The 25,598-nt window shown below is 66.0% G+C and carries 17 protein-coding genes; 11 read left to right on the forward strand and 6 right to left on the reverse strand.

Annotated features, from left to right (window positions below):
• Positions 1-198: 198 nt before the first annotated feature.
• From GT042_RS34635 to GT042_RS34655, 5 genes are all read left to right on the forward strand, one after another.
• Entirely contained in the window at positions 199-735 is a 537-nt protein-coding gene (locus tag GT042_RS34635; protein WP_237531488.1) for a hypothetical protein, read from the forward strand.
• Between the two features lie 125 nt (positions 736-860).
• Positions 861-1,967, forward strand: coding sequence for a hypothetical protein (locus GT042_RS34640; protein ID WP_345944028.1), 1,107 nt, complete (start codon positions 861-863; stop codon positions 1,965-1,967).
• Positions 1,968-1,993: 26 nt separating this feature from the next.
• Entirely contained in the window at positions 1,994-3,160 is a 1,167-nt protein-coding gene (locus GT042_RS34645; protein WP_161312649.1) for a toxic anion resistance protein, read from the forward strand.
• A 26-nt stretch (positions 3,161-3,186) separates the two neighbouring features.
• Positions 3,187-4,818: a substrate-binding and VWA domain-containing protein gene (locus GT042_RS34650; RefSeq protein ID WP_237531490.1), complete on the forward strand. Its 1,632-nt coding sequence runs from the start codon at positions 3,187-3,189 to the stop codon at positions 4,816-4,818.
• Entirely contained in the window at positions 4,805-5,413 is a 609-nt protein-coding gene (locus tag GT042_RS34655; protein WP_161312651.1) for a hypothetical protein, read from the forward strand. The genes GT042_RS34650 and GT042_RS34655 overlap by 14 nt, the downstream gene beginning before the upstream one ends.
• Positions 5,414-5,426: 13 nt before the next feature.
• Here GT042_RS34655 and GT042_RS34660 read toward each other — a convergent pair whose 3' ends face one another.
• On the reverse strand, positions 5,427-5,894 hold the full coding sequence (locus GT042_RS34660) for an ATP-binding protein (RefSeq protein WP_202534582.1): 468 nt from the start codon (positions 5,892-5,894) through the stop codon (positions 5,427-5,429).
• Between the two features lie 218 nt (positions 5,895-6,112).
• Between GT042_RS34660 and GT042_RS34665 the strand changes: the two genes are divergently transcribed.
• The 3 genes from GT042_RS34665 (at position 6,113) to GT042_RS34675 (ending at position 8,085) form a co-directional block, all read left to right on the forward strand.
• The gene (locus GT042_RS34665; RefSeq protein ID WP_161312652.1) at positions 6,113-6,988 is read left to right on the forward strand and encodes a helix-turn-helix transcriptional regulator; all 876 of its coding nucleotides are present in this window, start codon (positions 6,113-6,115) and stop codon (positions 6,986-6,988) included.
• On the forward strand, positions 6,985-7,239 hold the full coding sequence (locus tag GT042_RS34670) for a DUF397 domain-containing protein (protein ID WP_161312653.1): 255 nt from the start codon (positions 6,985-6,987) through the stop codon (positions 7,237-7,239). The genes GT042_RS34665 and GT042_RS34670 overlap by 4 nt, the downstream gene beginning before the upstream one ends.
• 99 nt (positions 7,240-7,338) lie before the next feature.
• On the forward strand, positions 7,339-8,085 hold the full coding sequence (locus GT042_RS34675) for a phosphotransferase (protein WP_161312654.1): 747 nt from the start codon (positions 7,339-7,341) through the stop codon (positions 8,083-8,085).
• Between the two features lie 43 nt (positions 8,086-8,128).
• On the opposite strand, the gene GT042_RS34680 is transcribed toward GT042_RS34675, so the two are convergent.
• The gene (locus GT042_RS34680; RefSeq protein WP_161312655.1) at positions 8,129-8,989 is read right to left on the reverse strand and encodes a calcium-binding protein; all 861 of its coding nucleotides are present in this window, start codon (positions 8,987-8,989) and stop codon (positions 8,129-8,131) included.
• A gap of 217 nt (positions 8,990-9,206) precedes the next feature.
• Positions 9,207-10,688 carry a hydrolase gene (locus GT042_RS34685; RefSeq protein WP_161312656.1) on the reverse strand — a complete coding sequence of 494 codons (1,482 nt, stop codon included), beginning with the start codon at positions 10,686-10,688 and terminating at the stop codon, positions 9,207-9,209.
• Between the two features lie 468 nt (positions 10,689-11,156).
• On the opposite strand from GT042_RS34685, the gene GT042_RS39635 reads away from it, so the two are divergent.
• The 3 genes from GT042_RS39635 to GT042_RS34695 are packed head-to-tail and all read left to right on the forward strand — an operon-like array spanning position 11,157 to position 12,002.
• The gene (locus tag GT042_RS39635) at positions 11,157-11,456 is read left to right on the forward strand and encodes a hypothetical protein (protein ID WP_345944033.1); all 300 of its coding nucleotides are present in this window, start codon (positions 11,157-11,159) and stop codon (positions 11,454-11,456) included.
• Positions 11,356-11,562: a winged helix-turn-helix domain-containing protein gene (locus tag GT042_RS39640; RefSeq protein ID WP_237531496.1), complete on the forward strand. Its 207-nt coding sequence runs from the start codon at positions 11,356-11,358 to the stop codon at positions 11,560-11,562. Before GT042_RS39635 ends, GT042_RS39640 begins: the two co-directional genes overlap by 101 nt.
• The gene (locus GT042_RS34695) at positions 11,472-12,002 is read left to right on the forward strand and encodes a transposase (RefSeq protein ID WP_345944029.1); all 531 of its coding nucleotides are present in this window, start codon (positions 11,472-11,474) and stop codon (positions 12,000-12,002) included. The genes GT042_RS39640 and GT042_RS34695 overlap by 91 nt, the downstream gene beginning before the upstream one ends.
• Before the next feature lie 90 nt (positions 12,003-12,092).
• On the opposite strand, the gene GT042_RS40240 is transcribed toward GT042_RS34695, so the two are convergent.
• The 3 genes from GT042_RS40240 to GT042_RS34710 form a co-directional block, all read right to left on the reverse strand.
• Positions 12,093-12,353: an SUKH-4 family immunity protein gene (locus GT042_RS40240; RefSeq protein WP_345944030.1), complete on the reverse strand. Its 261-nt coding sequence runs from the start codon at positions 12,351-12,353 to the stop codon at positions 12,093-12,095.
• Between the two features lie 1,281 nt (positions 12,354-13,634).
• Entirely contained in the window at positions 13,635-20,573 is a 6,939-nt protein-coding gene (locus tag GT042_RS34705) for a polymorphic toxin-type HINT domain-containing protein (protein WP_161312657.1), read from the reverse strand.
• Between the two features lie 115 nt (positions 20,574-20,688).
• Positions 20,689-24,963 carry a LamG-like jellyroll fold domain-containing protein gene (locus GT042_RS34710; RefSeq protein ID WP_345944031.1) on the reverse strand — a complete coding sequence of 1,425 codons (4,275 nt, stop codon included), beginning with the start codon at positions 24,961-24,963 and terminating at the stop codon, positions 20,689-20,691.
• Between the last annotated feature and the right edge of the window lie 635 nt (positions 24,964-25,598).

Below are 25,598 nucleotides of genomic sequence, written 5' to 3' on the forward strand. Positions count from 1 at the left end.
AGCGGATGGACGCGCACACCGCCGCCCTCGCCGAGACACCGCCCGCCCCGGGCACCCCCCGCCGGCTGGTCGGCGCCCACTGACGGCCCCGGTCCACGGGCCGCGGAGGCGCGCGGACCGGGTGCCACACACTTCTGCCTGTCGGCAGCTTCGTTAACTAAAGTTGTCGAGTTCGGCGGCGGTAACTATAGTTGTCGTATGCCTTCGACAGGGATCACCTTTGAAGAGCGCGCCGAACTGGCGAGAGCCCTTACCGATGCCCTCAACCCACTCGCGGCGGCCATTCGCTCACGCGAGTCGGGCGTTCCCGAAGCGCGCATGTGGGAGGCGGACCCGGTCGAGGTGACCCTGTCCGTCCTCGCCGCCTGGAAGGTGGTGGATACGGAGGTCAAGCGACTGACGGAGATCGCGGCGGGAACGGCCGGCTCCTACGGCGCGAGTTACGAGCAGATGGGTGCGGTCTGGGGCATCACCCGGCAGGGCGCGCGCAAAAAGTGGCCCGACGCGGTCCCCCGCCCCACGGCCACGGCGGCACAGGCGGGCTCGGTGCTCGCACTCTTCGGCGGTACCGCCGAACTGGTGCGCGACTCGCGGTCCGGCGGCTGGGCCTGGACGGCCGAAGGCGCGGACGGGACACGCGGCGCCCCCGAGGACCACACCTGGTACGCGACGAAAGAGGAGGCCGCCGCCCATGCCGGAGCCTTCCTGCGGGAGCATGCCGCCGATCCGTCGTAGCACCACATCCGTAGCACCACAGTGAGGCGGACACGGAAACAGGCGACATCGCCCCCGAAGGGCGCGTTCCGGTTCCTTACCGGGATGGGTACTTCACCCCCCGTACATCCAACTCCGCCCGGAACGTGGGTTTCCGCGAGCAGGCTCGTCATGTGAAACGCATCCTGGGAATCGTCCTGGCGGTGCTGCTGATCGGCGGCGTGGCAGCAGCCGTCGTGGCAGGCCGAGAGAGCCAAGGCACCAGCACGGCAACGAAGACCGTGCGTGGAGTGATCGGGTCGGAGAAGGCGGAGTTCTTCGCCGATCCCAAGGTGGTGAAAGCGCTGGCTGCCCGGGGCTTCACCGTGAAGACGGAGACCTCCGGCTCCTGGGCCATGGAGGAACTGCCCCTGGACGGGTACGACTTCGCCTTCCCCTCGTCGAAGGCCCCGGCCGACGGGCTGGTGAAGAAGTACGCGGTGCAGGGCGGACCCCTGCGTCCCTTCTACTCGCCGCTCGTGGTCGTCGCCCACCGCTCGGCCGCCCGTGTCCTCGCCGACAACGGCCTCGTCACCCTGAACAAAGGCACCTCCCGCGGCACCCTGCGGATGAAGCCGTACCTCGCGGCGGCCGGTGACGGGCGGACCTGGCAGCAGCTCAAGGGGGCAGGGTCGCACGCCGAGTTGAGCGGCACGGTCTTCATCACCAGCACTGACCCGGAGAGTTCAAGCTCCGGCGCGCTCTACCTCGCGGCCGCGTCCTACGTCGCGGACGGCGGACGCGTGGCCACCGACAAGGACGCCGTCACCCGGACGGCCCCGCTGCTCAAGAAGCTGATCTCGGTGCAGGGCGCCCAACAGACCAGCTCCGACGCGCCGTTCAGGGACTTCATCAGCGGCGTCGGCAATCCGCTGGTGCTGGTGTACGAGTCCCAGGTCGCCTCGCTGCTGCTCCAGAAGCAGGACCCCGGCGATCTGGTGGTCCTCTACCCGGACACCACCGTCAGCAGCGACCACACCCTCGTCCCGCTCACCGAGAACGGCCGGGCGCTGGGCGAACTGCTCTCCACCGACCAGGCGTTGCGCACGCTCGCGGTACGGCACGGCTTCCGCCCGCAGGGCGACGCGGCCGGCTTCACCGCGGCGACCGCAGGCAGCGCCGCCTATCTGAACCAGACACTTTCCGGGGTCCGCCAGGCACCCGTGCCCACCACCGAGGTGCTGCACGACATGGCCCTGCGCGCCCGGTCCTAGCTTCACGTCCCAGGGGGAGACACACCATGAGCAACGAACTGATCCTCACCCCGCCCGAGCCGGTCGCCCCGGTGCGCACCGAGCAGGCCGCTGGGCTCGTACCGGTGGACGACTCCGTACACGACGAGATGGCGCGGCGCGCCGCCGAGTACGTCGGGTCGCTGTCCGGGCTCGACGCCCGCTCGCCCGAATTCACCGCGCGTGTCGGGGAGATCGCGAACCTCGGGTCGGGTGAGATCCGGGGCGCCGCCCAGCAGTCCAACCGGATGCTGGACCGTACGGTACGGACCCTCGCGTCGGGCGGCGAGGACGCGCAGTCGCGCGTCTCGTCGTCCCTGGTCGAACTGCGCCGCACCGTCGAGGACTTGGACCCGCGCGACACACCCAGCAAGGGCGCGAGGCGCTTCCTCTCCAAGCTGCCCGGCGGCAACAAACTGCGGGACCACGCGGCCAAGTACGCCTCCTCGCAGTCCACCCTCAACAAGATCGTCGGCTCGCTCCGGGGCGGCCAGGACGAACTGCGCCGCGACAACGCCGCGTTGCACACCGAGCGCACCCGCCTGTGGGACACCATGGGCAAGCTCCAGGAGTACGCGGTCCTCACCGGCGCCCTCGACGCGGCGGTGAGCGAGCGCATCGCCGAGGCCGAGTTGGTGGACCCCGCCCAGGCGGACGCGCTGCGCGCCGACGTCCTCTTCCCGGTCCGGCAGAAGCACCAGGACCTGCTCACCCAACTCGCCGTCTGCGCCCAGGGATACCTGGCGATGGACCTGGTGCGGCGCAACAACGAGGAACTGATCAAGGGCGTCGACCGGGCCGCCACCACCACCGTCTCCGCCCTGCGGATCGCGGTGATGCTGGCCTCGGCGCTGGAGAACCAGCGCAAGGTGACCGAGCAGGTGACCGTCCTGCGGACGACGACGGAGGACCTGATCCGGGGCAACGCGGAGATGCTCGCCACCCAGAGCGGCGAGATCCAGCGCCTCGCGGCGGAGCCCGCGGTGGGCGCGGAGACGCTGCGCGCGGCCTTCCACCAGATCTACACGACGCTCGACGCGATCGACACGTACAAGATCCAGGCGACGGAGTCGATGGCGGCGACGGTCGAGTCGCTGACGACGGAGTTGCAGAACGCGAGCGCGCACCTGGAGCGGACCCGTTCGGCGGGCGTCCTGGAAGGCGGTTCGCGATGAGACGACTCTCGGTGGGACAAAGGGTATTGAGACGGCGGCTCCTCCGCGCCACGGCCACGATCGCCGCGCTCCTGGCGACGCTCACCGCGTGCTCCTCCGACACCACCCCGGCCCGCCCGAGCACCACGAACCAGCCGGGTGCCACGAACGGAAGCGCCGCGGACACCACGTACCGGAAGGGCACGCTCCGCGTGCTCGCGTCCAGCGAACTGTCCGACATGCAGGGCGTGTTGGACCTGGCGGAGAAGCAGACGGGCGTGAAGGTACGGCCCACCTGGACCGGCACCCTGGACGCGGCGGACCTCATCGCCTCCGGCGGCGCCGACGGGAAGTACGACGCGGTGTGGCTGTCGTCCAACGACTACCTGCGGCTGAGCCCGGGGGTCTCCCGGCGCCTCACCAACGAGACCCCGATCATGTCCTCGCCGGTCGCCCTGGGCGTCAAGGCGGCGACGGTGAAGCGGCTCGGCTGGCGGCCGGACCGGGTCACCTGGTCCCAGGTGTACGAGGCGGTCGCGGCCGGCAAGCTCACGTACGGCATGACCGATCCCGTGCGTTCCAACTCCGGCTTCTCCGGCCTCATTTCGGTGGCCTCCGGGCTGTCCGGCGCGCAGGCGGCACTCACCGACGCCGATGTGCGCGCGGCGACGCCGAAGTTGGCGGAGTTCTTCGCGGGCCAGAAGCTCACGTCCGGTTCGTCGGGGTGGCTGGCCACCGCGTACACGCGCCACGACACCGTGGACGCGCTCGTCAACTACGAGTCCGTCCTGCTGTCCATGAACCGCGACAACCACACCGGGCTCACCGTGCTCCGCCCCAGGGACGGGGTCGTGACCGCCGACTATCCGTTCACCCTGCTGACGTCGGCGCCCCGCGAGGCCAAGGAGGCAGGCCAGGCCCTCACCACGTACCTGCGGAGCCCGGAGGCCCAACGGGCCCTGACGGACGAGACGTTCCGCCGCCCGGTCGTCCCCTCGGTGAAGCCCGCCGCAGGTCTGGCCACCGAGAAGCGGCGCGAACTCCCCTTCCCCGGCACACGATCGGTCGCGGACGGGCTGCTGAACGCGTACGAGAACAAGCTGCGCCGCCCCTCGCGCACGGTGTACGTCCTCGACACCTCCGGCTCGATGGAGGGCGGGCGGCTCGACCGGCTGAAGGCCGCGCTGACCACCCTGACGGGTACGGGCGACTCACCGACCGGTGACCGCTTCCGTGACCGGGAGGAGGTGACCTTCATGCCGTTCGGCGCGGAGGTGAAGCAGGTCACGACCCACACCGTCGCCCCGGGCGACCCGTCGGCGGCGCTGGACGCGATCCGCGCGGACGCCGCGTCCCTGACGGCGTCCGGCGAGACGGCGATCTACAGCAGCCTGGAGCAGGCGTACTCCCGCCTGGGGCAGGGCAGTTCGGACACCTTCACCTCGATCGTGCTGATGACGGACGGCGAGAACACCACGGGCACGAGCGCCGGGGACTTCGACGCCTTCTACGCCCGGCTCCCGGCCGGGCAACGTACGACACCGGTCTTCCCCATCGTCTTCGGCGACTCGGACCGGGGGGAGCTGGGCCACGTCGCGGACCTCACCGGCGGCCGGCTCTTCGACGCGACGCGGGGTTCCCTGGACGGAGCATTCGAGGAGATCCGTGGCTACCAGTAGAGCGCTCGCGTTCCTCGAATCGCGCAAGAACCTCACCGGCAGCGCGTCCGCGCTGGTCGGCCTGGTGGCCACGTTCACCGGAGTGGCGGGCACGTACTGGCCGTTGGTGGTGGCGGGCCTGTACGGCGCGGGCGCCCTGATAGCGCCACCGGAACGCCCACCGACGCCGTCCTTCGACGACGCAGCCGAACAACTGACAACCCTGCGAGCCGACTTCACCACCCTGACGACCTACCTCACAGAGGTGGACCTCCCCCCGGCGGCGGCCGGCCGCCTGACGGAACTGACCGAAGTCCTGGCCGCCCTCCTGGAACCCGGCTGGGTCGCGGACGCCCTGACCCAGGACCCGGAGGCGGTGCACACGCTGTCCCGGGCGATCCGCCAGGACATCCCGGAGTCGGTGGACACGTACGTACGCACCCGCTGGTGGACCCGCCTCCAACCCACCACGGACCCCCCGGAACGCCACCTGGAACGCCAACTGACGGTGCTGTACGACGAGTCCCGCACCCTGGCGACGGCGCTGCGCGAGGCGGAGTCCCGCCGCCAGGAAACCCACACCCGCTACTTGGAGGACCGCAACAAGTCCTCGTGAGGCGCGCGGGCGTTCACCCCTCGTCCAGCGGAACGCTCCCGCCCAACCCCAGCAACACCCGCTCCAGCAGCCGCCGGTAGGCCGACTCGGGCGGATCCGCCGTGAGCGTGAAGACCAACCCCTTCCCCGTCATCGTCGTGACGACGGCCCACCCCGGGGCGAGGAGGTCGAGTAACTCCAGCCCGCGACCGTGGCTGTCCAACGCGGTGTGCGGGCGCCTCTTGGGCTCGGCCTGGCTCCGGTCGTGCACCTCGATCTGGACCGAACCCTGCACCGGGGAGTGGCAGATGAGGTCGAATCCGCCGCCGCCCGCGTGCAGCACGGCGTTGGTGGCCGTCTCGCTCACCAGCAGCTTGACGGTGTCGCGGTCCACCCACGGGTACGGCGCGTAGACGCGCCCCGCGAGGGCCCGCGCCTCCCCGACCGCGAGGGCGGTACAGGGGTACCGCTCGACCGCGAGTACGTATCGACGCTGGTCCACCACTCGTACCTCCGGCAGTAGAGGTCATGACGGCCGTCGGGCACGCATGACACAGGGATACGCATCCCGGGCGCGTGGCACCGGTGCGCGCCACCCAGCATGAGTCGCGCGACTCGTCGCGCGCAAGTTGTACGCGGGAAGTCGCTCGGAAGAGTCATACGCGCGGGCCTGCGCGCTACGCTGCTGCCATCGGACGTCATGCCACCCGGAGGGAACCGGTGCCCGTCAGCGTCAACACCAACGCGATCTTCGCCATGCGGAAGGTCGGCGGGGAGCTTGCGCGACTGCGCGAGCACGCGCGCCTCCGGCAGGACGACATCGCGGTGCGTCTGGAGTGCTCACGGCACAACATCAGCAAGATCGAACGGGGCAAGGCGTTCCCGAACCCCGACCAGCTCGAAGAGATGCTGGAGGCGTACGGGGCGAGCGTCGACGAACGCGCCGCCCTGAGGGCCGCGATCGACCAGGGCCGGTCGTTCGGCCGCGCGTGGTACGAACGCCCCGAGATCCAGGCCGTGTTCACGGCGGACTCGTACCGCTACCTCTACCTTGAGGACGCGGCCGAGAAGATCTTCTGCCACAGCGGCACGTATGTCCCGGGCCTCCTCCAGACCAGGGAGTACGTGGCCGCCCTGGTCGAGTTCGGGCAGCAACACGAGGCCACGGAGCACCGTGAGATCTTCATCGACGTACGGCAGAAGCGTCAGGGCGTGCTCACCCGTGAACACCCTCCCACCCTGGACGCGTTGTGCCTGGAGTCGGCCCTGAGGGCGGTGGTAGGCGGACGGGACGCCATGCGAGCCCAGCTGGACCACTTGCTGACGTCGGCCAGACGACAGCACGTCAACCTGCGCGTGATCCCGTTCGAGGCGGGCGCGGCCAGCGTCTCCAGTACACCGTTCACCATCCTCGACTTCCCCGGCGTCGAACACCGCAGTGTGGTCTCGTCCGAGATGCAACGGGGCGACTCCGTCACCGATGAAGCGGCGACAGTCCGGCATTCGCGACGGAGGTACGCCGACCTCGCGGCCTTCGCCCTGAGCCCCGCACTCACCGTTCAGCTCATCGAAGAGATCAAGAAAGAACTGTCGTGACAGCCGAATCGAAGTCAGACCTGTACGAGCAGCCCCTCCGCGGCGAGTGGGAGAAGTCCGCGTTCAGCAGCGGTTCGAGCGAGAATTGCGTGCTCGTCATGGCGATCGACGGCGGCGTCGCCCTCGGTGACTCCAAGGACCGCGACCGCGACGGCGCACTCCGCTTCACGGACGCGGAAATGCTGGCGCACATACTCGCGGTCAAGGCGGGCCAGTACGACCACCTCATCCCCCACGGCACCGAACTCTAGAGGCTGTCGTTTCGCGAGACGCCGTCTCAGCCCCAAGGACGGCGTTTCACGCGAAAAACCCGGCGACATGAGCGAGCGCCCCCGGAATACTCGTCGCCCATGGATGAGGTCAAAGTTGTCGTCGCCCATTCCGAGCGGGCGACACTGCGCGTCGGCGACGTGTTCCTGAAAGTGGACGCCGATCAGGCGCGTATCGACGTCGAGGTCGAGGCCATGGGCCTGGTCCCCGTCCCGACGCCGGAAGTGCTCTGGCGCAAGCCGCCCGTGCTCGCGATCGCCGCCGTCCCGGGGACGGCGCTCGGCCTCCTCGGCGAGCCGTCGACCGCGTCCCGGGCGGCGTGGGCCGCGGCGGGTGCCGCCGTACGGACACTGCACGACGCGCCGTTGCCGCCCAGGCAGGGCGGGGCGGGCCGGGACCCGGACGCACTCGCGGCGGAACTGGACCGCGAGTGCGCGCGGCTCGTCACGGACGGTGTCCTGCCCGCCGACCTCGTCACCCGCAACCGGCAGGTCGCGGAGGCCGCGTTCCGGCCATGGACTCCGGCCTTCACCCACGGCGACCTACAGATCACCCACGTCTTCACCGAGGACGACGAGGTCACGGGCATCATCGACTGGTCCGAGGCGGGCCAGGGCGACCCCCTGTACGACCTCGCCACCCTCACACTCGGACACGAGGAACGCCTCGGCGACCTCATCGCCGGCTACGGCGCCGACGTCGACCTCGACGTCATCCGCGCGTGGTGGTCGGTGCGCAGCCTGCTGGTGATTCGCTGGCTGGCCGGGCACGGCTTCGACCCGTTCGCGCCGGGGTGCGAGGTCGACGTACTGAGATCCCGGATGTGAGGCGGCGCGGGCGCGCCGGACGGGCCCCGGGATGGGCGGACTGTCAGTCCTGCCGGACGACGTTCTTCCCGGCGCCACCGGAGAGCGTGTCCTTTCCTGCCCCGCCGTACAACTTGTCGTCGCCGGTGTTCCCGTACAACACGTCAGCACCGCTGTTCCCGTACAGGACGTCGTTGCCCTTGCCGCCGTACAGCGAGTCGTTGCCGTTCCCCCCGTACAACGAATCATTGCCGTCGTCGCCGGACAGGGACTGGGCGCCCGCGGCACCGCGGATCACGTCGTTCCCTTTCCCGCCCTGGACGATGTTGTCGCCGCCACTGGCGGAGAGCGTGTCGGCGCCGTCGCCGCCCAGGATGGTCCCGTACTTGCCGACCGTGATGGTGTCGTTGCCGGCCTGACCGGAGACGTGATTGCCGTCGATGCCACTGTTGCCGGTCAGCTTGTCGTTGCCGGGGCCCAGGTCGATGCTGTTGAAGAGGAAGATCTGACCGGTGGTGTTGTTGATGCTGACGATGTCGTTGCCGTCGCCGAGGCGCATCTCCAAGGCGGCGTACGGGTCCTGGCTGTCCACACCACTGACCGTGCAGACGACCTTGGTGCGGTCCGTGCCGACGGGATGGACGCAGCCACCCCCCGCGCTGATCGGGACGACGTCGTCGATCACATAGGTGACCTCCGTACTGCCCTTGACCAGCGACTCCTTGACGGTGGGCTTGTTCGTCTGTCCGGCGGCGGCCGTGTAGGTGAGCTGCCAGCCGTACGAGTTGACCTCGGCGGTGGCGGAGGGCGCCGCGGCAACGGCGGCGGGGGCCAGGGCGGCCGGAACGGCAAGTCCCGCGCCGAGGACCAGAGTCAGCGCCGAGGCGGCACGCAGGTATCGGCGACTGATGAGATTCGAGGGCATATCGCGTTCTCCGTAAGGCAGTTGTGGTCACTTGCTCTTGCACACCACAAACATGACTTCCGGCGCGAGTAATTGGTTGCCCTCAATGGCGACTCCCCAAGGGAACCAAATGGACAATCAACAAAGAATGGAGAATGAACAGCCCCACGCACCGGCCGCCAAACACCCAGGGAAACCCGGGGCATTCGGCGGCCGAGAGGCGCAAACAAAACTTCGTTCAGCTGACGTTGAGCGCGGTGTCGTCCACGACGAACGACGTCTGGAGCTTGGAGCCTTCGGTGCTGGTGAACTTCAGCGTCACCGACTGGCCGGCGTAGGCGCTGAGGTCAAGGGTGCGCTGGGTGTAGCCGGTCGCCGCGTTGACGTTCGAGTACGTCGCGGGGGTGCCGAGGACGGTGCCCGAGGAGTTCAGTACCTGCACCTTGAGCGTGTCGTACGCTGTGGTGCCGGTCTCGGCGGTGTCGATGTGCAGCCAGAAGCTCAGCGAGGCGGAGCAGTTGGCCGGGATCGTCACCGACTGGGAGAGCGTCTCCGTACCCGCCGTACCCGCGCCACCGAGCCACGCCTTGTACGAACCGGAGTGGGACGCCTTCGCGGTGCTGGAGGTGATCACGCCGGACGTGGCGCTCCACCCCGAAGTGCCGGACTCGAAGTCGGGGTTGGCGAGCAGCTGGCCCGACGTGGTGCAGGTGCCGCCGCCACCGCCACCGCCGCCACCCGTGCTGCCCGTACCGGACAGCCACGCCGTCGCGTTCAGGGCGAGCGCGGCGTTGGTGGCCGACGAGTCGTTCCAGCCGTCGTAGAGGGTGTCGCCCGAGGCGCCCGTACCGTCGTCGATCGGCGAACTGTCACCCCAGATCGCCACCCGGCCGCTGCCGAAGGTGCTGGTGACGAAGAAGGCTCCGGTGGTGCCGGTGGTGCTGGAGCCCGAGCGCCAGAGCAGGCCCTTGACGGCCGGGTTGTCGGCCGGCTTGAGGGTGAAGGTGGTGCCGTTGGCGATCAGGCTGCCGGTCACCTTGCCGAAGGAGCCGTTCAGCACCGGGTTCGAACTGTCGCTGATGGCCTTCGGGTTGCCGGAGGCGATGTTGAGCTTGTCGACCGAGAAGCCGAACGGGTTGGTGTTGTCGACGCCGTTGCTGGTCATCAGGTCGTTGATGATCATTGGCGAGTCGTAACCGTCGTTGTTGCGGTCACTGACGTCGTGGTCGGAGATCAGGAAGAGCCCGCCACCCGCCTGTACGAACTTCATGACGGCGGTCTTCTCGGCCGTGCTGAGCCGGATGTTGGGCTCGGGCAGGACGAAGGTGTCGAAGTTCTTGAGGTCGAGGGCGCCGGAGCCGCCGTAGGTGATGGTGTTGCCGGCCGGCAGTGTCTTGAGCGAGTAGTCACCGGTTCTCTGGAGCGCGACACCCCACGCGGACAGACCACCGGTCCAGTCGGTCTCCTTCGTGGGGGTGGAGTCCTGGCCGAGCGGGTCGGGCTGGCTGGAGCCGATGACCCAGTCGGCGTTGCCGGCCTGCTCGGCCTTCGAGTTGTCGAACAGGACACGGTGCGTGGCGGCAGCGGCGGCGGGAGCCGGGGCGGCGGCGCGGGCGGCCGGGGCAGCCGCCTGCGCGGAGTAGCCGGCGCCCGCGGTGACCAGACCGAGGGACGCCGTGGCGGCGATGAGCAGGCGGCGGGACTTCACGGATCCAAGCATCCGTCAACCTCCGTGTGGGGGTGGAGTGATGGGACGAGAGGCGGTGCGAGGAACCACTCTGCGCGCGTAGACCCCGCCCTGGAAGACCTTTTTGCCAAAGCTCGATGAACGTTGTACGTCCCTCAGGCACCAGACCGTACGGAGAAGCCCGTACCGGACAATCCACCCCGCCCCTTGGCCTCGCTACGATCTCGGGGCGATTCCCACGACGCCGCCCAACGCTCAACTCGCGCACCTAAGAAGGCCAATATCACCTTGCACGCGCTACTGAACTTGATTGGGTGATGTCGGTGCCGTTCGCCTAACAGTTGGGTGTCGGCACCGGTGGCCCTGGGGTGTGAGGTACGCGCAGGGCGGCGGACTGACCGACGCCGAAAGAACTACGCGCGAACGGTTGCGGCTCCAGGCGTGGAGTGTTTCGAGAGCGGGCAGAGGAACGCGGAGGTTGCCGCTGCCCTGCGGATCAGTGTGCGGTCGGTTGAGCGGTGGCGTCGGGCCTGGCGCGAGGGTGGTGAGGCCGGGGTTTTGTCGAGGGGTCGCCGGGAAGACCTAGGCTCAACGAAGTCCAGTCGCCGGGCTGGAACGGGAGTTGGAGCGTGGTCCGCTGGCTCACGGCTGGACGGACCAGCGGTGGACGCTGGCACGGATCAAGACGCTTGTCGGCCGGCTGTTCCACGTCTCCTACACGGTCGAGGACACCTGGCGGCTGCTGAAGCGGCACGGCTGGAGCTGGCAGCAGCCCACTCGGCGGGCGATCGAGCGCGATGACGACGCGGTCGAGGTATGGAAGAAGGAGACCTGGCCGCGGGTAAGAGCATCGCGGCGGAGCGCGGGGCCTGGATCGTCTTCGAAAACGAGGCCGGGCAGTCGATGACTCCGCCGCGCGCCAGAATCTGGGGCCGGATCGGCCAGACCCCGGTCGTGAGGGTGAGGGGCCGCGGCTCCGGGCGGGTGTCGATGTCGGGCATGACGTGCTATAAGCCGGATGAGCGGTTCCGGCTGATCTACACGATCCGCGAGTATCGCGGCCGCAAGGGCGAATCGAAGGGCTTCGGCTGGTGCGACTTCCGCGACCTGATCGTCCGCGCCCGCATTCAGCTTGGCGGCTTGATCGTCCTGGTCTGGGACAACCTCCGCCTGCACCTGACGGCTGGCATGCGTGTGTTCATCGAGGCGAACGCCGAGTGGCTCACCGTGTTCCACCTGCCCACCTACGCCCCGGACCTCAACCCACAGGAGTCATCTGGCCACTGGTCAAACGCGCGATCGGCAACCTCGCCGCCGCGGACCTCACTCAGATCGCCCGGGCCGTGAAACGTTGGCTCAAGAGGATTCAGTACCGTCCAGAACTCGTCGGCGGCTGCCTCGCAACCACCGGTCTGATCCCGGAGGACTGACCGTGACTCATTCCTCCTCCCAGTTCGCGTAGTTGCCCATCGCCACGTCATCGCACAAGGTCTCCCACAACCCGTTGTCTGCGAGTGCGGTGGCATCAAGAGCAGCGAGGAGCCGTCGAAGCTCGTCCGCCACCTCCTGGAACCTGTCCTCCTCGTCTGCCTCGTAGAAGGGGAAGCGAGCGATGATGCCCGCGACGCACCAGTGGAAGGCCCTGAGGTCCCTGTTCACATGCCAGGCGGTCGCGGACCCGATCTTGGGGATCTGCACGACGCGACGCCGAGCCGACCGAACAGGCCGCTGGACCCAAAGACGACCAACCCGCTCTTACCGATCCCGTCCAGGAGCGTCGCCTCAGTCAGCGGTTGGTACTCATAACCGATCAGCCCTGCTGGGACGCCGACTTCCCGCAGATCGGCGGCGATCTCGGCAGGCAGCTCTGATGAGCAGCCGATACGGACTACGGCGTACTGGGGCAACGGCAACGGCGGGAAGTCTCGGATCACGCAACCATCATCTTCGTGCTCCGGCCACACCGGGAAGGCGCGAGCTGGCCCCTGCCACCCTGCGGTGGGACCCGACATCACTCAATCAAGTTCAGTAGCACGGGAGGAACTGACCACGTTGTCCACCAAGACCCGGTCCTTCGAACGCCACACCACCCTCCCAACCCGCTGCATCAAGTCGCTGAAGCACCACCACGAACAGCAGCAGCGTGACCGTCACATGGTAGGCACCGAGTGGCTGCACAACGGGCACGTGTTCACTACACCACACGGCAGGGACCATCGACCGACCAACCCCACCCGCGCCTTCACCACGCCCCTCCGCAAGGCCAGGCACGTCACATTCGCTTCCACGATGTCCGGCATCTCATTGCCCACCCTGCCCCTCGAGCAAGGTGTCGAACTCGTCGTGCCCAAGGAACTACTCGGCCGTACCCACATCGGCGTCACCGCCACCATCTCAGCGCATGTCCGACTTCGCCTCCCGCACGCACCATCAGTACGGCCGTTGACGGTCCTGTCAACGATGAATCGGCCCACGACGACGGTAACGACCTGGCGCAATGCGGAGCCACCGTCCACTGACCTTGCCGCCAACGAGTGCCGACACTGCAGACAGGAGCCCGCCAGGCCCTGCCTGGCGGGCTCCTGTTTCACTCCTGCGAACACCGCTCGGGCTCTACGGCCGCCAGCTCCGGAAGGATGCCCTAAAGAAATGTCTCGAAGTCATCAAGCGCATCCTGCGCCCGCCCTTCAAACCCTGGCACTTCCGTCATACGTTTCACCTGCATCACTGTGCGAGGATTACAGATTTCCCCATGAATCCGGGCTAGATGCCCGAAACAGGTGACTGCAAGGAGTTTCACTTGATCGTCGAAGTCCCCATCAAGGCAATCCAAGAGAACGCTCTCGACCCAAGCGCCGTCCGGGTCATTGAACGTCAACGACAAGAGTGCCTCCGTCGCTTGATCCACTGAACCGTTAGCAACTACGGCCAGCATTTCAGCGCGCCACTCTCGATCAGCCCGTGCAGAATCTTGTGACCTCACCCTGTGACCCTCCCTCTCCTGTCGACGAGACCCGCTCGCCTCAGGGAATTCTGCATGTCGATATGGAGATCGCCCCATTCGCGGACGTGCCCGTGATAAATATCATTCGTTCCGCCGCCACCACACTTGCACGGCCGCTGGACCGTACGATCCAGGACAACAATCTCTCCGTTTTCGACGTCGACCCCGACTCTCCGAGGAGAGGTCCCCTTTACCGGGACTGAGTTATCCAAGGCAGCCTGGCCATTCAGCGGCTCAGCGCTATTTGTTCCCCTGGAACTTCCGCGGGCCGAAGTACCGTGCTTCCCACCAGCTTCATAGAGAGATCCACCGCAGTTGTGAACGAGGACCGGCGTGGCCCCCGCCAGCACATAGTACGTGTGGAGATCGGCGACAGTGAGGTTGTAGACCGTTGCGGGTCGGGTCCAGCGCTGGAGGGCTGTGACCTGTACGCCTGATCCGGTACTGCTCTGGAGGTGCTGTCCCGCGCGGAGGTCGGTGGCGTCGATCCACTCTTGGAGTTCGGGGACCCAGAACGGGTGACCCTCGGTTGCGGTGACGGTTGTAGTGCTCGAGCCGTTCTTATTGCTGATACGGAGGGTGATCTTGACGAGATTCTTGAGGCCCTGACCCTCGATCTCGGCTGTCACCCTTTTCGCTGCGATCTTGCCGGTTTCGGGGTCAGTGGCCAGTACCCTGTCGCCGACCTTTAGTTCCTCGATGGGCTTGGTGGTGCCGTCTGCGAGGAGAACTTTCGTGCCGGGGATGAAGCTGTTGGCTTCGCATGAGGAACTGTTCCGACCTCTTCCACCGAACCACTTTCCGCTGCTGCCTTCTCGGCCGCCTGCTGCTATCTGCGCGGAGACGCCCGCCTTCAGGAAGGCTTTAGCGGAGGAGACCGATTCCGGACACCCGCCCTCGATATTTCCGCAAATTATGTACGAGGCACGCTGGACATCCTCCATGGCCTTTTCCGGCTGGTCTTCAAATTCTGGGTTGGTGACCCAGGCTGAAGTTTGGCCTGCGTAATATTGGGTCGCATTAATTGTTGCGTTGAGTTGCTGTTTGAATTTGTCTGCGTATTTCCAGTCGGCTGGTACGTTGACGCCTGGAAAGACCATGACCGTGCCGGTTTTGATGCTGGGACTGATGGGTGCGGCGCTCCAGCCGCTGCTCTCCCACCAGCCGTCGTCGTAGCTGTCGCCGTCGCAACCGGGGCAACCCCAGGAGGGGTCGTTGAGGGGTTTTCCGCTTTGGGCTGCCGGGCTGTTTCCGTACTGGAGGCCGCCGCCACATTCAGCCGGCGAGGCGCAGGCCATGAGGCCGCTGGGGTCGCTCTGGGTGATGGGGCTGTTCTCCGCGTAGGAGTAGCCGTTCAACTGCTGGGGGTTAGCCGTGTCCAGAAGCGGGTCGACGGAGAGGAAGCGGCCCGTGCCGGAGTCGTATTCGCGGGCGCCGAGGTGGGTCAGGCCGGTGGATGTGTCGTCGGTGCCGCCGACGAAGCTCTTGTTTCCTGGCCAGGTGGCGGGTTGCGTGCCGCGAGGGCTGCCGAAGGGCTGGGTGCGGCGCTGTGTGAGGGTCTGGCTGTTGGAGGTGACCGCGAGCTGGCCGGTGCCCTGGTGGTCGGCGATGGTGAAGGAGACGGCGCCGTTGTTGTCCTGGACAGCCTGGTTCCCTTCGCCTATGTCGATGTAGCGGGTGGCCTTGGGGGTGGTGGTGCCCCTGGCGACGGTGATTTCGGTGTGTCCGAGATAGAGAGTGGTCTCGGTGGGAGTGCGGCCGATCAGACGGTTACCGTCGGCGTCGTAGAGGTAGTCGGTGACCTTGTCACCGCCCTCACCTGTTTCGGTGACCTTGGCGAGGCGTCCTTCCGCATCCCAGAGGAGACTCTGGGTGTCTCCGGAGACGATGCGGGCGATGGTGTTGCCCGTCTCGTCGTACGTGTAGCTGTCCTGCGAGGTGACAGTGGCACCCGTGGTCGTCACGGAGTCCAGGGCATGGGGCCGAGCCTGGCCCGCGTCGGGGTAGTCGTAGGTGCTCTTGAGATCCTTGCCGCTGTCACCGGTGGTGTCGTGACGGGTCTCGGTGAGCCTGTTGCCGGTCTTGTCGTAGGTGTAGCTGTTCCAGTACGGAGCCGGTCCGCCGACGGTCTGGCCGACCGGTGTGGTGGCGCAGGTGGTGTCGGGTTCGGTCCAGGCCTCGGTCAGGCGGCGCAGATGGTCGTAGGTGTAGCACTGGTTGTCCGTGCCCGACCGGGAAACGTCCGCGGCGGAAAGAATGTTGCCGATCTGGTCGTAGCGGTACGTGAGGTACTTGTCGACGCCGGGGATGGGCTCCCGGTCGACGCGCGTGTTCGCCAGCCGTTGGGTTCCCCCCTCGTACTCATTGGTGATCAGCGTCCTGGTGCCGCCGCTCGTGTCGCCGAGTTCATGAACGAGCGGCTTGCCGGTGAGGCTGTACGAGGTGGTCGTGCTGTAACCGTTCCCGAGCATGGCCACGGGGCGCAAGGTGTTCGTGTCGTACGTGAAGCTGTAGCTCCCACCGGGCAGGGCGCCTGCGGCTGAGTAGCTCACCGCGCCCACCAGACCGGAGGGCTTGTACGAAACTCCGGTCTGGTACGTACCGGCGAGGCCGATCTCCACTGCCGGAATCGTTACGGAGCTGCGTACGGGTTGGTAGAGCCGGTCGTACTGGGTGACCTTGTAGGTGTACGCGTTGGAGCCGTCATAGCGGGTGCTTTCCGCCAGTTCTCCCTTACCGTTGGTGACGGTGTCGTAGACCCATTTGGCGCTCAGTGGCCCCGTTGCCGAGTTCTTGTGCAGTTCAGTCTGTCGGCCGAGGTCGTCGTAGATGTAGAAGAGGCTGTTGCCGGGTCGGGCGTCATCCGTCGACACGAGCTGGCCGCGGTCGTCGTAGACGCTGTCGGTGATGCCCTTGTCTGGGTCGTCAGCCTTGGTCTGTCGGCCGAGCTGGTCGTAGGTGTAGTTCCAGGTGTTGCCCGCCGGGTCGGTGAGCTTGGCCAGCGCGCCTTGGTTGTTGTGCTCGTAGGCCGTTGTGTCATAAGTGGAGTCGGCGGCACGCTCGTGGTGCTGTCGGAGTTCGGTGGTCTGGCCTCGTCCGTCGACAAGGGTGGTGGTAGCCGTGCCACCCTCGGGCGGGATGACCGTGACCCGGTCGCCTCCGTAGATCGTCTTGGTGATGCCGAGAACCTTGCCGCCGCCAGCATCACCGGCGATCTGCTTGGTCTCGGTCTCCCGACCCAGACCGTCGAACGCGTGGAGCGTCTGCGTCTCGACGCTGAGGGCGTCAGCCGGCTGGAACACCTCGCCCGGTTTTGCGTCCAGGGTGTAGTAGGTGGCGAACTCCTTGGCTGCCTGTCCGCGTTCGTCGTAGAAGAGGTCGGTCAACAGAAGCCCGCCGTCCGGACCCGGGGACTGGGTCTGGCGCTTACGCAGAAATCCGTCGTAGATGGTGTAGGCGGGGACCAGAGAGCCGCCCTCCGCGCTGAGCGTGCGTGTGACGACCGCGACCGGCTTGTTCTCCTCCACCTGGTAGTCGAACTGGAAGTTGGGGAGGCTGTTGCTGGTCGTGGACCGATCGGCGGTCCAGATCTTGTACTTGCGGCCAAGCGCGTCGTACGTGATTTTCGTCTTGTTGGTGTTGGTGTCCGTGACGTCCACGGGCTGGCCGCGCAGCGGGTCCAGAGTGGTGACGGTCTTCTGCGCAGTCGCGGCGTTCCCGGCGGTCGCCGGCGGCGTTGTGGCCGTCACCGTTGTGGCGAATCCGGTGGTGGGCGCGTAGGCCGTTGTGGAGGTCCGGCCGTCGGTGCGCGGGGTACGCACGGGGACGCCGGTAACCGTCGCGGTGACGTTCGCAGTGAGGTCTGTGCTGGTCAGCGGGCGGCCGTAGGAGTCGAAGGTGGTCCCGGATTCCAGGTAGGTGGCCGTGGTGCCGTCGTGCTTCTTGAGGACAGCCGATGCCGTCGCATCACCCTTGGTCGGCGTCGCGCCGTAAGCGAGGCCGTCATAGGCGGTGCGTTCGTCAGAGACGACGTCCTTCGCGCGGGCGGGAGTGGCGTCGCACTTCACGGCGACGGTTTCGACCCGGGAGGCAAGGTTGAAAAGCGTGTCCGCCGTGTTGGGCACGTAGGTGGTGCGGGTGCAGCGGTCGTCGCGGGCGGAGGCGGTGTCGCCCAGGTTGTCCACCTGCGTGGGCCGACCCGCGACGGTGTCGAACGTGGTGCTGGAGGCGGTGATCCTCCACTTGGCCCCGGTGCCATTGTCCGTGGAAGCCCAGGTCTTACTTTCGGCAGTTCCCGTGAAGTTGGCCGTGACCGTGCCCCAGTCACGGACCTTCTTCGCGGTCTCGTGGTGCCAGGGACGGTTGACGCTCTTCGCGAGGATCTTTCCGTCGGGGCCGGAGTAGCTCTCGGTCTTGTAGGCGAAACCTGCCGACGCCTCGTCATCTGTGAGGGGATCCCCTTCCCCCTCGCCGAGACTGACGCTCACCGATTTCGTAGCGTCCCCAGTGACCGCCTTCTTGTCCCCGTCCATACCGCGCAAGAAGTATGTGTCGTTCTGCGACTTCACGGCGTCCCCGCCGCCGGGACCACCGGTCTTGACGCGAACGTGCCCGTACCCTCGCCACTGGGACCAGGTTTTGAACTTCTCCTTGGTCAGGCCGTCGTCGTCGTCGAAGCGCCAGGCTGCCCCGTCCTTGTACTCGTACGAGGTGACCTGATCAGGAGCCCCGCCGGTGCGGTCCGTGGCAATGACCGCACTGACCACGTACTTGTTGAACCACTGCTGATCAGGATCCTCGCTGGAACTGCCACCGATGAACTGCGGGAAACACCGCGTAGTGTTGGTCTGCGGGGTGGGCAGATCGTTCCAGTCGCACGCGGGCGCTGAGTACGTCACGTCTATCTGTCCGCCGGACTCGTCCGAGACATCGGACAGGCGTGACTTGATGAACGGTGCATAGCCGTCGCCAGTTTTGTCCAGGCGGTTTTCGAGCTGCGTGTACGTGAACGTCGTCTTCGGCAGTGTGACAACCGGGGCGGCGGTGTGCCCAGTGCGCTGCACGGAGTCCAGCAGCAACTGGTAGTCCGTGTCGGCCATGCCCCAGCGGTGTGTGAGCTTCCAGGAGTCGACGGGGTTGTAGCTTCCGTCGGTCTTCAGTACCTCGGTGGTGACGGATGTCAGGCGCTTGCGCGTCCAGAAAGACGCAGCGAACCGACCTTCGTCGCAGTCCTTGCCCTCGTCACAGTTGAGGTCCCACGGCGTGTCGTACCAGTGGAACGCGTCGCTGGTGATGGACGAACAGGTGGTCCCGGCATCGGGCAGGCACCGCTCGGAGCTGCCGAAGGTGACCTTCGCCAACGCCTTCGCGCTGTACACCGATGTCGACTTGAGGCCGTACTCGATACGGTCCAGGTAGCCGCCGCGGGTGTAGCGGGTGTCGTCCGCGGCTTTGAGGTTGCGGCCGTAGGAGTTCTTCTCCTGGTTGTAGTAGTAGGCCACGGCGTTGCCGCGTACGTCGACGGCGTAGTCCAGGTTCCAGCGCCACGCCTGCTGGCACCAGGAAGCCGCGAAGGTGGCGGCGTGGCAGGGCTCGTTCGTGTCGTCGCCGAAGACGGGAACCGTCCAGGTCGAACCGGTGGTTCCCTTGCCGTCCGTCCAGCCCGGCAGTCGGTTGTAGCCGAAGTAGTAGCGCGTGCCGCCGGGTACGGTCAGTTCCCAGTGCTCGTCGTTGTCGTCGCCGTTACCGGTGACCCGGTCGGTCTTGGTCAGACGCTTGACACGGGTCCCGTCGTCCTTCCTGAGCTTCCACTGATTGTTCCCGGCCGGAACGAGTTCTCCGCCCTTGCCGTTGAAGGTGAGGAAGGCGTTGTCGTAGGCCCAGCAGGAATCTCCCGGTTTGTTGCCGTCCTCGCTGGTGACTCCGTCTTCCGCACAGGGCTTGTAGCGCCGCTCGATGAAGCCCGGCGACAGGTCGAATCCGTCACCGACCCACGACGACTGGTTGTTGGTGTTACCCGTGCGGCCGTCGATCGACCCCGACGAGTAGGACAGGGCCACAGAAGGCTTCAGCCCTCCGGGTACACCGGGTACCGGCATGTCGTACGACCAGGTGAAGTCGCCGGTGTTGAGGTTGGTCTTCCAAGTCGCCGAAGGAGAGAGCGAGGTGGCGGTGAAGTCCCCGCCACCACCGGCCTCAGCAGCCACAGCGGCGAGAACGGTGCTCGCTCCTGCTCGGAGTTCGACACTGTCGGCTGTGAGAGTGCGCTTCTCCCGGTCATTGACCGTCTTGACCGGTTCACCGGTACGGCACTGCTTCTTATCGGGGGTGGTGAGAGCGCACTGCGGCAGCTCGACGAGAGTGAACCGGGATCCGTAGCCACCACCGAACGCCTCCCCGAAGCCGGAGTAGTCCACGGTGGTACCGACAGCACCGGAGGCCGCGCCGGCCTGAGGCTGAAGAGTGAACAGCGGGCCGTCGACACCGGCTCTTGATGCTGCCTTGCGGTCAACCAGCTGTGCTGTGACCTTACCGGTGGCACTTTCGGCGGCGGGCGTCTTGGCATCCTGTCGCAACGTGAGCGGCAGTCCTTGCGCTTTGACTGCCTTCGAGGAACTCGATGTGCGTTTGGGCAGCGTGAGGACGGCCGACGCACTCGTGGGCCACGCCGCCGCAGGCGCCTTCTGCGGGGTTCTCGCGCTTTTGGTCACCTTGCGCGGCTTGACCTTTGTCCCGCTCGCGCTGCCCTTGACGGGCTTCTCCGCAGCGGCCAGAGCCGCATCGCGCAGGCCGTTGTCCGCCTGGACAACCGGGGTTGCCGCCACCTGGAGCAACGTCCCCACCATGACTGCGGCCGTCGTCAATGCGACGCGACTGCGCAGCAAGGAGAGATACCTGCCCGGTCTGCCACTCATCTGCTTCTCGTTTCCCTCTGGGATCGGCTCAGGTCTGCGCCGCGCAACGCGGCGGAAAGCTCTCTGATGCGAGCTGTCTCGCCCGGGGGCACATGCTCAGTGCCCCCGGGCGAAGTCAGCTGCCGGGTACCTTGGTCGGCACGTCGAACCAGCTGCCGGCGAGCATCTCGACCTGGGCGTCCGTCAGGGGACCCGCGAATGCCCAGACGTCGTCCACCAGACCGGGGAAGTACTCACCGAACGTGCCGGCCTTCTTGGCCCGGCCGACCTGCAGGACACCGGACGCTTTGAACGTCAGCGCGTTCTCCGCCCACGGCACCAGATCGGTGCAGGCCGGGTCGTCCGCGGTTCCGTCGCCGTCGTCATCGGGACAGGCGACTTCCTCCAGGTTGCCGTTCACGTACAGCCGCACCTGTTTGGCGAAGCCGTCGTACACCACAGCCAGGTGGTTCCAGTCACGGACGTCGTTGAACGTCCCACTGTTGGCTTCGGTCACAGCGGCCGCGTCAGCGTCATCGGCCGGCAGGCTCAGACTCCACTTGCCCAGTCCCTCGGGATGGGCGGGATCAGGCTCGTAGCGCACCGCGAAAGCACTGTTCCGGGTCGAGTCCGCGCTGATCAAGGCACGTTGGCCACTAGGAGTCGACGCGGCCTGGGCCCATGCCGTCACGGTGAAACTACCGGCCGTGTCCACCGGCATGCGAGTGGTGGCACCGTATCCGGTGACGCCGTCCAACTCCACCGCCCCCATGTCCACGAAACCGAAGCCGGGTTTCGCGCCTCCCCGCAGCGTCATCGCGTTGGCCTCGATCGAATCGTCAGGGACAGTGATGGGGACGGTGCTGCTCATGTCCTCGAACTTCCACCGTCCCTTGACCAGCGGACGTTGCTTGAACATTTGCTGTACCTCGTCCGCGGAGACGGCACGGTCGAAGAGCTTCACGTCGTCGATCTGACCGGGGAAGAAAGAGCCAGGGCTCCCCTCGTAGGAACCCGCGCCGATCTGCACCGGGCCGCCCGCGTACCAGGTCTGGGCAACGTCGGCCTTGCCGGCCTCGACACCGTTGACGTAGAGGGTCAGTTGCTTGGCAACGGTGTCGTGCACACCGACCAGGTGTACCCATTCGCCTCCGAAGGCTGTCTTTCCCTCGGCCTGAATGGCTCGGATCGCTGCGGAGTCCGGTGTGTCGGAGACGTACTGATTGAATACCCAGCGGTCGTACGAACTTGAGTAGTACAGCTCGAATCCGGATTTGTGCGCACTGGCCTGGGTCGCGATGATCGCGGCGTGATCCGGCTTGGTCTTGGGGAGTTTGGCCCATGCGGATACCGTGAAGCTGCGCTGGTTGTTCAGGTGCGGCGCACCTGTGGTGGCGTAGTCGTCCGTGCCGTCCAGGGTGAGGGCCGTTCCGTCCATGCCGGCTTGGCCCAGGACGGCACCGCCCTTGAGAACCGCGGGGCGGACCTCTGCCTGGCCAGTTATTCGGGTGGCCCCTGCGGCCTCGTCCAACGGGAAGACCGCGCGCGGCGGTCGGCCCAGTCCAACCGGCTGCTTCTCGTAAAGGATCGTCACTTCCTGACCGGAGAGCGGCTTGTCGTAGATTCGGACATCGTCAATAGCACCGGGGAAGAACGACTTGATCTGCCCGCTGTAGGAGCCGGCACCGATCTGTAGTCCTCGCCGTGCGTCCCAGGGCGTCGCGTAGGTGGTACTGCCTACCAATTGCCCTCCGACGTAGAGCTGCAATTGGTCTGTACCCGAGTTGTAGACTCCGACCAGATGCGTCCATGCTCCGGCCGTCACTCCCCCTGGTGTTGGCGACATGGCTCGCACAATGGGCGCGTCCACGGTGTCGGATGTGTACTGGTTGAATGCCCATCGCTCATAGGTGGCGGAGTAATAGAGCTCGAAACCAGGACTGTGGTTTCCAGGCTGTGCCGCGATGATCGCCGCGGCATCCGGTATCCTCGACGGTTTCACCCACGCCGACACCGAGAACCCGCCGTCCGTCTCCACCGTGGGGATATCGGTCTGTGCGTAGTCGTCGACTCCGTCGAAGGACACCGCTGTGCCCGTCACGCCCTGGACACCAGGGGTGGCGCCACCGTGCAGTTCAGCACCCCGGCTGCCCGCCTCGCCCTGCGCTTGACCAGCGCCAGGAGAGTCGTCCAGTTTCCATGCTGCCCGCTCCGGCTGCCCCGCCTTGACCCGGTACTGGTACGTACGTACCTCACTCGCGATTCCGGCAGCGTCGTAGGCTCGTGCGGTGATGAAACGCAGGCCAGGCGTCGAAGGAAGAATCTGAATCGTCTTCGCCGCGCCGGCTGTCGTAGTGATGACGTTCTTCGACGACGGGTCACCATTGACGCCGTACCAGTACTTGTTCACATCGGCGTCGGAGCCTTTGATAGTGAACTCACCATACTTGCCGACTCCGTCGAACCAAGGGTCCTCAGGGTTCTCCGGATCGGAAGCAGGGTAGTCGCCGGACGTTATCGACGGAGCCTTGGGAACGTTCGTGTCGTAGACGAAATAGCAGCCCGTAGGACCTTCACCGACCGTTGACCATGGCGAATATTGACCACTGTCGTAGGACCTCGCGTACCAGTAGACCTGCTTGTTCGGCGTGATAGAGGAAGGCAGGCTGATGGAGAAGCTGGAACCTGACTTCTTGTAAGGGGTCAGCGCAGGCTTCCACCGAACAATGGAACCTTTACCGTCACCGGAATCCCAGACGGCCTGAATTTGTACGGCGATATTGTCACCATCGGGATCCGTGATGGAGTTCAAGTTGATCTTTCCCAGAGTACGCACGCGCGCCGCGCTCGACGGGCTTTTACACATCCCGCCGTACTCCATCGTCAACTGCGACATCTTGATCTGAGGCGGCGGGCGATTATATTTGACCCTCAGAAATGCCTTGTCGGAAAAACGCTTCCAGCCGTATTCATCCGATTCGCTTGCGGCTTGCAGTCCGAAGGTCATTGTCGACGACTTCGCGTTCGCGGCTTCCTGCACCGCGGCCTTCACGTCGAACTCCGCGTCCTTGGCCGAGCAACCCTGGAATCCGTATGCGAACGACTCCGACGCCAGTTTTTTGATCCAGAAGCCGGACGCGTTCTGAGAGTTCCAAGTTGTTGACGACGAGATGTCCTTCGTACGCCACAACTCCACACTGCGCGCCGAACACGAAGCAGACCACGTGTTCCGCACCACAAACTCGGCACTGAGCACGGATTTACCCGCGTATGTCGAGGTCGGAATACGGTAGAAGACGCGCTTGGTATCGTTCGGCTGGCAGTAGGTCCAGTTGCAGTAGCCCATGCCTGAATCAGAGTCACCATTGAACTTCCACTGCGGCGACGATGCCCAGTACTTCGAGGCCACCGTCCATGCCGAAGCACGCGACGTGTACCACTGGGGATCAATGAATACCGGATACGAGGTGTCTTTTCCCTTGAGCACCTGAGGGTCCGGCGTAAGGACCAGTTCCCCACCCCCGGTGGCCACTTCCACCTCAACCGGAGCCAGCTTTCCGGACTCGCCGGCCGCAGGCTCCTCGGAGTCGCTGACCGCGACGCCCTTGCTCAGCGCTCTGGCACTCGCGGCAGGGTCCGAGCCCGTACTGGAATCCCACATCATCGGTCTGGGCGCCTCGAAGACCGTCCCTCCCGCACCACGATCAACGGCTTCCAGACCGCCCTCCGTGGTCTCACGTACGTCCACGCCGTCCGCTGCCAGGTCCATGCGCAGCTCTGCCAGCTTCTCGCTGGACGCCGCCTGGGCCGTCTTCACGACGAGCAGCTGCGTGAATCCGTCTTCCTGCGCACCCATGCGCAGGTCAACACCGGGAAGGACCTCACGGTACGTAGCCGTGGAACCGGAGAGTTCTGGGGCCGGAAGGTCTCCCGGCCAGGACAGGGCAACATCCCGGCCCGCCTTGGACATGCGCACAAGCGGGGCATTGCCGCCGTCCGAGAACTCCAGAGCAACCGTGGTCGCCTTCGGTACAACCGATCCATCCGATGACGTCACCAACTCGGTGTCGATCGGCCTCCACCGACCCTCGCTCCTGGTCCGGACCGGGCGCAGATATTCGCGCGACTCCAGATCGCCGTCGGGGGTGGCGTACACGTCACTGCTCTCTCGCCGCAGCGAGCCGATCTCCACCGGTCGGTTCAGTCGTTTCGCCTCAGCGAGGGCTTCGTCAGTGGTCTCCTGGCTGGGATTCCCGTCATCGGCTTGGGTTGTTTCGGCGGGAACAACCGACGATTGCGCTACGGACGGGCGTGCCGCCGCCGGAACAATCCCCGCGGCAAGAACGACGGCGAGCCCCCAGGCGGTTGCTCCAACCAGTGGCAGGCGCGTCCCGTATCTACCCCTGCCCACTCCACGTTTCCCGCGCATCAACCTCAACAACCCCACCCCGACATCACAGAAACCACATAACTTCGCAGAGTTAAGTTCTGGTTGCGTTGCGCTGTCAATGGTGATCTAGGACACGCATTGAATATGGTTCGTTTTGATGGGTTCAAGGCTTTTGCTTTCGAGCGATTTGAGAGCCTTCCGCCCGGATCTTCCTGTTGACACTCACCAGATACACGACCGGATGACCAAATGGCGCGATCCGTTCTTCCGCTGCCCGTCGAATCCGTGTCTTTGGCGCCACCATGCACACGCCTGGCGCGAGTTTTCATGGCGCTTGATCTGTTCGCCATAAATCTATCGGTATGCCTCCTTTGTTCTATTGATGCGAGACGGCGAACGTCCCGGAGCGTTGATGCTGCACGAGTGAACTGTTGGGGGAGAACGGGGAGTTGTCGCGCAGACGCGTTTGCTGGGGATGACACGCCGCCCATTCCGGCAAAGAAAGGGCTGGGAGGGGTGCGTGGTGTTCGTCCGTCGAGACGGCGTCGATTCCGGCCACCTCGCCCGTCCGAGCGGTTGACCAGCGCTGATGAAGATAGTCCGGCTGGAGCAGCACGGCGTGCCCGCCTCCGGAAGGGTGGAGGCGGGCACGGTGA

The sequence above is a fragment of the Streptomyces sp. SID3212 genome (assembly GCF_009865405.1).
In the GTDB taxonomy this organism is placed as follows: domain Bacteria; phylum Actinomycetota; class Actinomycetes; order Streptomycetales; family Streptomycetaceae; genus Streptomyces.

What these genes read in the sequence shown, in the direction of transcription:
- GT042_RS34635 (WP_237531488.1), top strand. Translation starts at nt 199, where the DNA reads ATGCCTTCGACAGGGATCACCTTTGAAGAGCGCGCCGAACTGGCGAGA.
- GT042_RS34645 (WP_161312649.1), top strand. Translation starts at nt 1,994, where the DNA reads ATGAGCAACGAACTGATCCTCACCCCGCCCGAGCCGGTCGCCCCGGTG.
- GT042_RS34675 (WP_161312654.1), top strand. Translation starts at nt 7,339, where the DNA reads ATGGATGAGGTCAAAGTTGTCGTCGCCCATTCCGAGCGGGCGACACTG.
- GT042_RS34680 (WP_161312655.1), bottom strand. Translation starts at nt 8,989, where the DNA reads ATGCCCTCGAATCTCATCAGTCGCCGATACCTGCGTGCCGCCTCGGCG.
- GT042_RS34685 (WP_161312656.1), bottom strand. Translation starts at nt 10,688, where the DNA reads ATGCTTGGATCCGTGAAGTCCCGCCGCCTGCTCATCGCCGCCACGGCG.
- GT042_RS34695 (WP_345944029.1), top strand. Translation starts at nt 11,472, where the DNA reads ATGGAAGAAGGAGACCTGGCCGCGGGTAAGAGCATCGCGGCGGAGCGC.
- GT042_RS34705 (WP_161312657.1), bottom strand. Translation starts at nt 20,573, where the DNA reads ATGAGTGGCAGACCGGGCAGGTATCTCTCCTTGCTGCGCAGTCGCGTC.